Origin of the sequence: Pseudoalteromonas sp. SR45-5 (assembly GCF_014163565.1) — a bacterium.
Taxonomy (GTDB): domain Bacteria; phylum Pseudomonadota; class Gammaproteobacteria; order Enterobacterales; family Alteromonadaceae; genus Pseudoalteromonas; species Pseudoalteromonas distincta.
Map to the genome: position 1 here is coordinate 1 of NZ_JACJDN010000088.1, position 9,176 is coordinate 9,176.

At 41.2% G+C, this 9,176-nt stretch carries 14 protein-coding genes; 10 read left to right on the plus strand and 4 right to left on the minus strand.

Annotated features, from left to right (window positions below):
• Positions 1–69: 69 nt before the first annotated feature.
• The 4 genes from H5072_RS05320 to H5072_RS05335 all read right to left on the minus strand — a co-directional run bounded on the left by H5072_RS05320 (position 70) and on the right by H5072_RS05335 (position 3,085).
• Entirely contained in the window at positions 70–492 is a 423-nt protein-coding gene (locus H5072_RS05320; protein ID WP_182692905.1) for a hypothetical protein, read from the minus strand.
• A 1-nt stretch (position 493) separates the two neighbouring features.
• Positions 494–1,681, minus strand: a complete 1,188-nt coding sequence (locus H5072_RS05325; RefSeq protein ID WP_182692906.1) for a VWA domain-containing protein — start codon at positions 1,679–1,681, stop codon at positions 494–496.
• Between the two features lie 266 nt (positions 1,682–1,947).
• Positions 1,948–2,793, minus strand: coding sequence for a MoxR family ATPase (locus H5072_RS05330; RefSeq protein ID WP_182692907.1), 846 nt, complete (start codon positions 2,791–2,793; stop codon positions 1,948–1,950).
• 52 nt (positions 2,794–2,845) lie between these two features.
• On the minus strand, positions 2,846–3,085 hold the full coding sequence (locus tag H5072_RS05335; RefSeq protein ID WP_039486721.1) for a DUF1653 domain-containing protein: 240 nt from the start codon (positions 3,083–3,085) through the stop codon (positions 2,846–2,848).
• 60 nt (positions 3,086–3,145) lie between these two features.
• On the opposite strand from H5072_RS05335, the gene H5072_RS05340 reads away from it, so the two are divergent.
• The 10 genes from H5072_RS05340 to H5072_RS05385 all read left to right on the plus strand — a co-directional run.
• The gene (locus H5072_RS05340; RefSeq protein WP_002958965.1) at positions 3,146–3,625 is read left to right on the plus strand and encodes a DUF2947 domain-containing protein; all 480 of its coding nucleotides are present in this window, start codon (positions 3,146–3,148) and stop codon (positions 3,623–3,625) included.
• 75 nt (positions 3,626–3,700) lie between these two features.
• Entirely contained in the window at positions 3,701–4,336 is a 636-nt protein-coding gene (locus tag H5072_RS05345; protein ID WP_182692908.1) for a hypothetical protein, read from the plus strand.
• Between the two features lie 37 nt (positions 4,337–4,373).
• Positions 4,374–4,661: a cell division protein FtsB gene (gene ftsB / locus H5072_RS05350; RefSeq protein WP_002958963.1), complete on the plus strand. Its 288-nt coding sequence runs from the start codon at positions 4,374–4,376 to the stop codon at positions 4,659–4,661.
• Positions 4,651–5,352 carry a 2-C-methyl-D-erythritol 4-phosphate cytidylyltransferase gene (ispD, locus tag H5072_RS05355; RefSeq protein ID WP_182673805.1) on the plus strand — a complete coding sequence of 234 codons (702 nt, stop codon included), beginning with the start codon at positions 4,651–4,653 and terminating at the stop codon, positions 5,350–5,352. The genes ftsB and ispD overlap by 11 nt, the downstream gene beginning before the upstream one ends.
• Entirely contained in the window at positions 5,349–5,846 is a 498-nt protein-coding gene (ispF, locus tag H5072_RS05360; protein ID WP_182692909.1) for a 2-C-methyl-D-erythritol 2,4-cyclodiphosphate synthase, read from the plus strand. Before ispD ends, ispF begins: the two co-directional genes overlap by 4 nt.
• Positions 5,843–6,895, plus strand: a complete 1,053-nt coding sequence (gene truD, locus H5072_RS05365; protein WP_182692910.1) for a tRNA pseudouridine(13) synthase TruD — start codon at positions 5,843–5,845, stop codon at positions 6,893–6,895. Before ispF ends, truD begins: the two co-directional genes overlap by 4 nt.
• Positions 6,876–7,640, plus strand: coding sequence for a 5'/3'-nucleotidase SurE (surE, locus tag H5072_RS05370; protein WP_024600608.1), 765 nt, complete (start codon positions 6,876–6,878; stop codon positions 7,638–7,640). Before truD ends, surE begins: the two co-directional genes overlap by 20 nt.
• Complete coding sequence (locus tag H5072_RS05375; protein ID WP_182692911.1) at positions 7,630–8,268, plus strand: protein-L-isoaspartate(D-aspartate) O-methyltransferase; 639 nt, start codon at positions 7,630–7,632, stop codon at positions 8,266–8,268. The genes surE and H5072_RS05375 overlap by 11 nt, the downstream gene beginning before the upstream one ends.
• A gap of 9 nt (positions 8,269–8,277) precedes the next feature.
• Positions 8,278–8,856, plus strand: a complete 579-nt coding sequence (locus H5072_RS05380; protein ID WP_002958957.1) for a YqaA family protein — start codon at positions 8,278–8,280, stop codon at positions 8,854–8,856.
• Between the two features lie 41 nt (positions 8,857–8,897).
• On the plus strand, positions 8,898–9,176 hold a 279-nt coding region (locus H5072_RS05385; protein ID WP_182692912.1), incomplete at its 3' end, for a LysM peptidoglycan-binding domain-containing protein.

Genomic DNA, 9,176 nt, shown 5'->3' on the forward strand with positions numbered 1-9,176 from the left:
ACTTCATAAATAATTGGTAGTAAAGCCAAGGCTCAACGAGTTGTGAGTTTAGCCAATCTAGCCTAATTGTTACTCATTTGAGTAAACAATAATTTCATCAGAATTTGGTAATTTATAAAATCCAACATTTTTTGATTGCTTACCAATGAAATCAATAGCATATTTCATCTCTGCAATTGTTCTTACTGTAGAAAATTTATCTTTAAAACATGCTGAGAATTCGTATGTGAAAGATGTTGACTGATCATAACCTCCCAGCTCTAAAAGGTTATATTCAGTAAAGGGATCTGGTCCTAAAACTTGATGAGAGGTAATAAAAGGCACCCTAGAGTCTTGTGATTTCCAATCATTCAAGCATTTAGCTTCAACATTGCTTGCTAATAAATAAATGCTTTTATCCTTTTTAGAGTCACTTATAAAGATAGTTATAAAAACCAAATTTATAATAAGTGATGCAAACAAAATTAATTTTAATATATTTCTATTATTCACTTTAACTCAGCTCTTTTATCGCTCTACTTATCCCATCTAAACTCAGCGCATACATGCGGTTGTTCATTAACTCTTTTATAAAGCCAATTGATTGATAGTACGGCCAGTGTTCAACTGGTTGTGGGTTGAGCCAGGCGACTTTATCAAAGTGGTTTGTTATACGTGATAACCATGCACTGCCGGGCTCTTCGTTGTAATGTTCTACCGAGCCGCCAGGGTAGGCTATTTCATATGGGCCCATAGTGGCATCGCCAACAAATATTACTTTGTAGTCGCTGGTAAATTTATTAATCAGCGTCATGGTGTCAATCACGTTTGTATGTCGGCGCGCGTTGTCTTGCCAAACGTGCTCGTATAAACAGTTATGAAAGTAGTAAAACTCTAGGTGTTTAAACTCGCTGTGAGCGGCGCTAAATAATTCTTCGCAGGTGTGGATGTAGTCATCCATTGAGCCGCCAATATCAAACAGCATCAATACTTTTACTGCATTGTGGCGTTCGGGTGCCATTTTTACATCAAGCATGCCGCCTTGTTTTGCAGTAGCGCGAATAGTCTCGTTTAAATCAAGCGTGTCGCTTGCGCCTGTGCGGGCAAACTTACGTAACTTTTTAAGGGCGAGTTTGACTGTGCGCGAACTAATTTCTCTGTCGGTGTCGAGGTTTTTGTATTCTCGTTTATCCCACACTTTTACTGCTTGGCGGTTACGATTGCCGTCTTGCCCTATACGCACACCTTCTGGGTTATAGCCGTATGCACCAAAAGGTGATGTGCCGCCAGTACCTACCCATTTATTACCGCCAGCGTGGCGTTTTTGTTGCTCTTCTAAACGCTCTTTTAGGGTTTTCATAAGCTCGTCGAGTCCGCCCATGGCTTTAAGCTGAGCTTTTTCTTCATCGCTTAGTTTTTTTTCAAACTCTTTACGTAGCCAATCTTCAGGTAAGTTGTGTTGCTGCTTTAAACTCTCGAGCAAATCAAGATCGGCAATACCGCTAAAGTAGTCGCTAAAGGCTTTATCGAATCGATCAAAATGCGTTTCATCTTTTACCATGATGGTGAGCGCTAGATGGTAAAAGGCGTCTACGTCGGCAAATATAACGCCTTTTTTTAAGGCGTTTATTAAGTCGAGTAACTCGCGCAGGCTTACCGGTAAACGGTATTTACGCAGCGTGAAAAAAAACTGTACTAGCATGTTTGGGCCTGTTTATCTTTCGAGGTTAAATTTGCAGCAGTGTGTTTGGTATTTAGGTAAGGCAGAGCCTATGTAGTGTGGTTATTCCCCATAAATAGGCGATAACACAGCATAAATACAAAACACGCGCTGCCTGAAGGTTCGTCCTAGGGACGATTAACTCTTTGTTGCTCGGCTTTTACTTAGCCCACTAGGTTACAAACCTCGCGCCACGATTAAATCGTCCCTAGTTAGAACAAATTTTAATCCTGAAAGGTCAACAGGCCCTAGCGGCTCATAAATGCGAGCTTTTCGATTAGGCTTATATCTTGCTCATTTTTAAGTAATGCGCCAAACATGGGCATTAAACCGCCTTTTTTAGCTTTGTCGTGCAGTGTTTTAGCGTCTATGTCTTCAGCCATTAAAAGCTTTAACCAGTCGAGTAATTCGCTGGTGGAAGGTTTCTTTTTAAGGCCGTTTGCTTCGCGCAGGTTAAAAAACACTTCAAGTGCTTGGCGTACTAAATCCTGTTTAACGTTAGGGTAGTGCACGTCAATAATTTGCTGCATTTCGTCGCTGCTAGGAAAATCAATATAATGAAAAAAGCAGCGGCGTAAAAATGCGTCCGGCAATTCTTTTTCGTTATTTGATGTGATGATCACAATAGGGCGCTCTTTTGCGACAATGCGCTCGTTAGTCTCATAAACATGAAACTCCATTTTATCAAGCTCAAGTAGTAAGTCGTTTGGGAACTCTATGTCGGCTTTGTCTATTTCATCAATCAAAAGCACTGGGCGTTTACCGTTGAGCTCTGCATATGTAAATGCCTGCCAAAGCTTACCTTTAACGATGTAGTTGCCAATATTGTGTACACGCTCGTCACCTAATTGACTGTCGCGCAGGCGCGAAACCGCATCGTACTCGTATAAACCTTGCTGCGCTTTAGTAGTCGATTTTATATGCCACTGAATAAGCGTAGTATCTAAGCTTTTAGCCAACTCCTCAGCCAGCATGGTTTTACCTGTGCCAGGTTCGCCTTTAATTAAAAGTGGTTTTTCGAGCATAATGGCAGCATTTACAGCTTGTTTAAGCGCGCTACTCGCTATGTAATTGTCAGTTGAATTAAATTGCACGGTGTACCCTTGTCTGGTCTGAGCAGTAAGTTATTTTGTTATAATGCCATAGTTAAGCAGCAGGTCCAATATAAGCAAAACGCTGTATGACCTCACCTTCTTTTTCAACAGTTTCTAAAAACATACTAAGTGGGCGCGCCCATATACCAAATTCACCATAAAGTGCTTGGTAAATCACAAGCTGTTCCTCGGTTTCGCTATGGGTGGCAACATGAATAACTTTATATTGCGGGCCTTTGTAGTGTTGGTATATGCCTGGTTTTAGGGAAAGTGGTTTTATTGCTGTAGTCATGTTTTGATCTCTTGTATAATTTGGCTTTGCACTTTTAATGTTAACTAATTTGCCAATACTATGAACTATATTTCTTTAGATGATTACAAAAAGGCGTGGGTTTTTCGCCACAAAGATTTACCTGTATCTGATGAAGACGCAGCAAAAATAAAGCCTATGAGCGACGAGCGCGCAGCCGTACTTTGGACAACCATGGTGAGCCGTGAGTTTGATCACCCTGATTTTTTTGAAGACACCGATTGGTGTGGTCAAGAAAAAAGCTTTAGCCAAGAAGTAGATTGGCAAGATGCGTGGGAAAATGGCGATGCGTTACCACCAGAAGCAATCTTAACGTTTTTAGATTGGGAAGCTAACACCACGGTTTATTTTTGTATGGCACGCGATAATATTATCGAAACGACGTTTGATGTATTTAAACGCAATTGGCAAAACTTTATGTTTTTAGCTGATGGCAGTTTATTGATTGGTAAAAAGCGTAATACGGTTGTGCAATTTTTAGAATCAGGTAAAGCAAAATTAGGTGAAAAGCCAAGCGCTTAAAATAGTGCGCTGCGCTTAAAAAATATTCAATACTGTGTTATAAAACATTTACCTGGATATTTTTGAGTACAGCTTTTGGTCGCTAAAAATCAGTCACTTGGTGCTCAACAGCAAGTTGAAATTTGGCAAACTGATGCACAAAAAGTGTTGTATGCACAATTGTGCAATGCGTTTTATCAGCGTGAGGTTCAGCGATTAGTTGCAGAGCCTAATGCCGATAAACTGCGCCGCCAGTTAAAAAGCCTACCTTATTATATTGAGCGAGCGGCAACGTTAGTTGCCAATGGTGACACGCCTTTTACGCTTGATGCACAAAATGGTACGTGGCTTGAAAAGCAAAAACCGACCCCACCCGATGTGAATGCTCAAGCTAATGAACTTTTTTATCAAACGTATGCCAAAGTGGGGCTTATAGTGCCCGTTATATTGCATGGCTACGATCAGGTGCGTCTTAGAATAGACAGTATCGATCAGTTAGGCGAAAATAAGCTGCATTGTAACGAGCTTGGATGGTTTGATTTTTTAGGAAATGGACTAGAGCAGCAAAATGCTCAGCTAATAAAGCCAAGTAAAGTGAGTTTAACCGCTGCATGTTGCGGGCATCAGTGGCAATTTTCGAAGCGTTGTATGCCGCGTGTTTTATCACTACGCGAAATGCTTTTAGCGGGTAGTATTAATTGGCGCAATTTAAAGCGCCCCTTAGCGTATTAAAGTTAAGGTATTTGGAATTTAAAATAAGGAGTGTTAAATGCGTATTTTTCAAGTTGGCTTACTGTGCTTAGCACTGTTTGTACAATACAGGTTATGGTTTGGTCATAATGGTTTACAAGACTACACACGACTAAAAGGTGCAGTAACGTCGCATCATCAAACCAACGAAAAACTCATTAAACGTAATAAAGTACTTAAAGCAGATATTGAAGACTTAAAGCTTGGCCAAGAAGGCATTGAAGAGCGTGCACGCAACGAATTGGGAATGATTAAACCGGACGAAACATTTATTCGTGTTTTACCGGGCAAACAATATGACAAATAAACAGACTATTGCAGCAATTGTACCTGCTGCGGGTGTTGGCAGTAGAATGCAGCACAATGCGCCTAAGCAATATATACAATTAGCCGGTAAAACCATTTTAGAACACACCTTAGCTAAACTTTCTCAATTACCTCAATTACGCACTATTGTTGTTGCCCTTAGCGACAGCGACCCCTATTTTGACGAACTCCCACTGCTTGATAATCGCATTGTGCGAGCCAGTGGCGGAAAAGAGCGAGCCGACTCGGTGCTCAATAGCTTGCTTTTTTTAGCGCCTAACCCACCAACATGGGTATTGGTGCATGATGCTGCTCGTCCATTAGTTAATATCAGTGATATAGAACGTTTAATTGATGAATGCATTAACGCTGATGAAGGCGGTATTTTAGCTAGCAAAGTAAAAGACACTATAAAACGCGGCCACACTCATGCCCTACAAACTGTGCCGCGAGATGATTTATGGCAAGCACTTACCCCGCAGTTTTTTAAATACGACGAGCTTAAAAATGCACTGCAAAACGCATTAGCAAGTGGGGCTACTATTACCGATGAAGCCAGTGCAATTGAGTGGGCGGGTAAACCGGTTAAACTTGTAGCAGGTCGTAGCGATAATATTAAAATAACCACGCCAGAGGATTTAGATCTGGCTGGATTTTTATTACATAAACAACAAAACGAGAGTGGATTATGATACGAGTTGGCCATGGTTTTGACGTACATAAATTTGGCGGCGAAGGCCCGTTAACTATTTGTGGTGAAAAAATTGATTACCCACAGGGCTTTTTAGCGCACTCAGATGGTGATGTTGCTATTCATGCATTATGCGATGCTATTTTAGGCTCACTTGCAATGGGTGATATTGGTAAGCACTTTCCCGATACGGCAAGCGAGTATGAAAATATCGATAGCCGTATTTTACTTCGCCATGTGGTGGGCTTAGCTAAAGAACAAGGTTATGTACTTGGTAATGGCGATGTGACTATTGTTGCTCAGGCACCAAAAATGTTGCCACATATTCAAGCTATGCGCGCTAATTTAGCCAGCGATTTAAATTGCGACCTTAGCCAAATTAACGTTAAAGCCACTACTACCGAAAAGCTAGGCTTTGAAGGGCGCAAAGAAGGTATTTCGAGCCATGCGGTGGTTATTATGAGTAAAGAGCTTGCGAGTACAAAAAACGCATGAGCGATTTAAATTATTTATACGGTGCACCGCTTTCTAAAGCTGATTTTAAAACCACAGCTGAAGACTTTATGGTTGATGAAGACTTAGGTATAGAATTTACCGGCAGTGGCGAACACGTGTGTTTGCAGGTGGTTAAAAAAGGCGAAAACACGCAATACGTTGCAAAGCTAATTGCACAGCGTGCGGGTGTTTCACCGCGAGACGTAAGCTATGCAGGCATGAAAGATCGCCACGGCGTGTGCTCACAGTGGTTTAGTGTAAAAGTACCAATTAAAAAGCCTATCGATTTTAGTGATTTAAATAGTGAGAGTATTTTTATTGTGTCGCAACAGCGCCACGACCGTAAGTTACGTACGGGCTGCCACAAAGGTAATAAATTTACTATTACGCTTCGTAACGTAACCAACCCTCTTGATATTTTATGTCGTATTAACGCAGTACGCGCAGGTGTGCCTAATTACTTTGGCGAGCAGCGCTTTGGGCATGGCGGTCATAACTTAGTTATGGCTGAAAAAATGTTTGCCGGTGAGCGTATTCGCGATAAAAAGTTGCGCGGTATTATTATTTCAGCAGCACGATCGCATGTATTTAATCAGTTAGTGAGCTTACGTGTAAAAGAGCATGGTTTAGCTAAAACAATGCACCGTGAAGTATTTATGCTCAGCGGCAGCAATGCATTTTTTGAAGATGCAATTAATGACGAAAACATAGAGCGATTAGCTACCGGCGATATTATGATGTCGGCACCTATGGTGGGAAAAAGCGAAAAAGGCTTAACCGAACAAGAAAAAATATGGCTTGCACCTTTCCAAACATGGTGTGATGGTTTAGGTGAGTTAGGCCTTAAAAATGAGCGCCGAATGCTGCGCTTAATTCCACAAAACTTAACCGTTGAAACACTTGATGAAACCACACTAAAACTAAGCTTTGGTTTGCCAAAAGGGTGTTTTGCAACCGCATTATTACGTGAGCTGGTGGATTACACTGATGCTAGCCCTCGAGAGCGCAAAGAAAAGGATAATGGCATAAATGAAGATACTGTTAAGTAACGATGATGGCGTAAATGCCAAAGGCATTGCGGTTTTATATCAGGCGCTTATACAAATTGCAGATGTAACCCTTGTTGCACCTGATCGCAACTGTAGTGGTGCGAGTAATTCTTTAACACTTATGAACCCGCTACGAGCGACTACACTCGAAAATGGTTTTATGTCAGTTAATGGCACACCCACTGATTGTGTACATTTAGGTGTAAATCAGCTAGCTGATGAAAAGCCCGACCTTGTTGTTGCAGGTATTAACCATGGTGCCAATTTGGGTGATGACACGCTTTATTCCGGTACTGTTGCCGCTGCAACTGAAGGTCGCCATTTAGGTCTGCCTGCAATTGCGGTATCGCTTTGCTCACATAATGGCGATCATTTTGAAACAGCCGCTGCTGTTACCGTAAATATTATTAAAGGCTTGGCTTCGCATCCGCTTCCAAAAGATCAAATAATAAATATTAATGTGCCAGATATTCCATTAAGTGAATTAAAAGGGGTGCAAGTAACACGTTTAGGTGCTCGTCATAAAGCTGAAACGATGACGAAACAAACCGATCCTTGGGGGCGTGATATTTATTGGTACGGATCGCTTGGCACCGAAAGCGATGCTGGTGAAGGCACCGACTTTTACGCAATTAATAATGGCTATGCCTCAGTTACGCCACTGAGTGTTGATATGACAGCTAAAGATAGCTTAAAGGCAGTAGGAGAATGGTTAGCCGATTTGGAGATTAATCGTGCTCGCTAATTATACCCGCAGTGCTAAAGCGCTTTCTGACTTACTAAAGCGTGAAGGTGTTGAAGATACGCAAGTACTTAGTGCTATAGCTGATATTCCGCGCCATATTTTTATAGATGATGTGCTAAAACACAAAGCCTATGAAAATACAGCGCTCCCTATTGGGCAAGGGCAAACAATTTCTCAGCCTTACATAGTAGCGCGCATGACAGAGCTACTTCGTTTAGCTGGTGTGCGCAATAAAGTGCTAGAAATAGGTACAGGATCTGGGTATCAAACTGCAATATTGGCCAAAACGTTTACAAAGGTTTACTCGGTAGAGCGTATTAAAACACTTCAGTGGCAGGCAAAAAGACGTTTGCAGCAACTCGATTTATATAATGTAACCATGAAGCATGGCGATGGTTGGCAAGGCTGGCAATCACAAGCGCCGTTTGATGGTATTATAGTGACTGCTGCGGCCTCTAAAGTTCCGCAAGATTTACTTGCTCAGTTGGCCGATGGTGGCGTGTTATTAACCCCAATTGGTGAGAGCGATCAAAAATTAGTAATGGTTATCCGCAAAGGCGATAATTATAAAGAGCATGTTATTGCTCCCGTTAGATTTGTGCCGTTAGTACCTGGCGATATTGAATAGGAATTCATTTTGAAGTTGTTTACCAAGTTATACGATATGGCCCTAGTGTGGGCAAAACACCGTCATGCGGAACGTTACTTAGCTGCTATGAGCTTTGCAGAATCAGTTTTTTTCCCGATACCACCTGATGTAATGCTTGCACCTATGTCACTTGCGCAACCAAACAAAGCATGGCGATTTGCAAGCTTTGCCACAATAGCATCGGTTATTGGTGGAGTGGTTGGTTACTTACTTGGTTTTTGGCTATTTGAACCCGTTGTAGAGCCATTGATTGCACAAATGCACTGGCAAGAAAAGTTTGATATAGCACTAAACTGGTTTAAGGATTACGGTGTTTGGGTTGTGTTTTTAGCCGGTTTTTCGCCTATACCATATAAAGTATTTACGATTGGCGCAGGTGTTTTACAAATGGCATTTTTGCCATTTTTAATAGCATCAGCCATTGGGCGCGGTGCGCGATTCTTTTTAGTTTCAGCCTTAATGAAGTGGGGCGGAGCTCAAATGGAGCGAAAATTACGTCAGTATATTGAAATACTTGGTTGGGGATTAGTGGTATTAATTGCGCTAGCTTACTTTTTATTGCGTTAAGCGTTAAAAATATCAATTTTCTAATTTAGGGGAAAAATACAATGAATAAACAGTGTTTACTGTATGTAACTATATTTATTAGTATTTTTCTCTTTGGTTGCTCTTCTCGCCATGTTCCTGCACCTGTTAGTAGCTTAAATAATAATGTTAATGATTTAGGTCATACTGTTAACATTAATGGGGTTAGCTATAAAGTACAAAAAGGAGATACGCTCTACTCTATTGCCTTTAGTGCTGGGCAAGACTTTAGGGAGTTGGCAAAAAACAATTCAATTCCATCACCTTACACAATTTTCCCTGGGCAAAACATCTCCTTACTC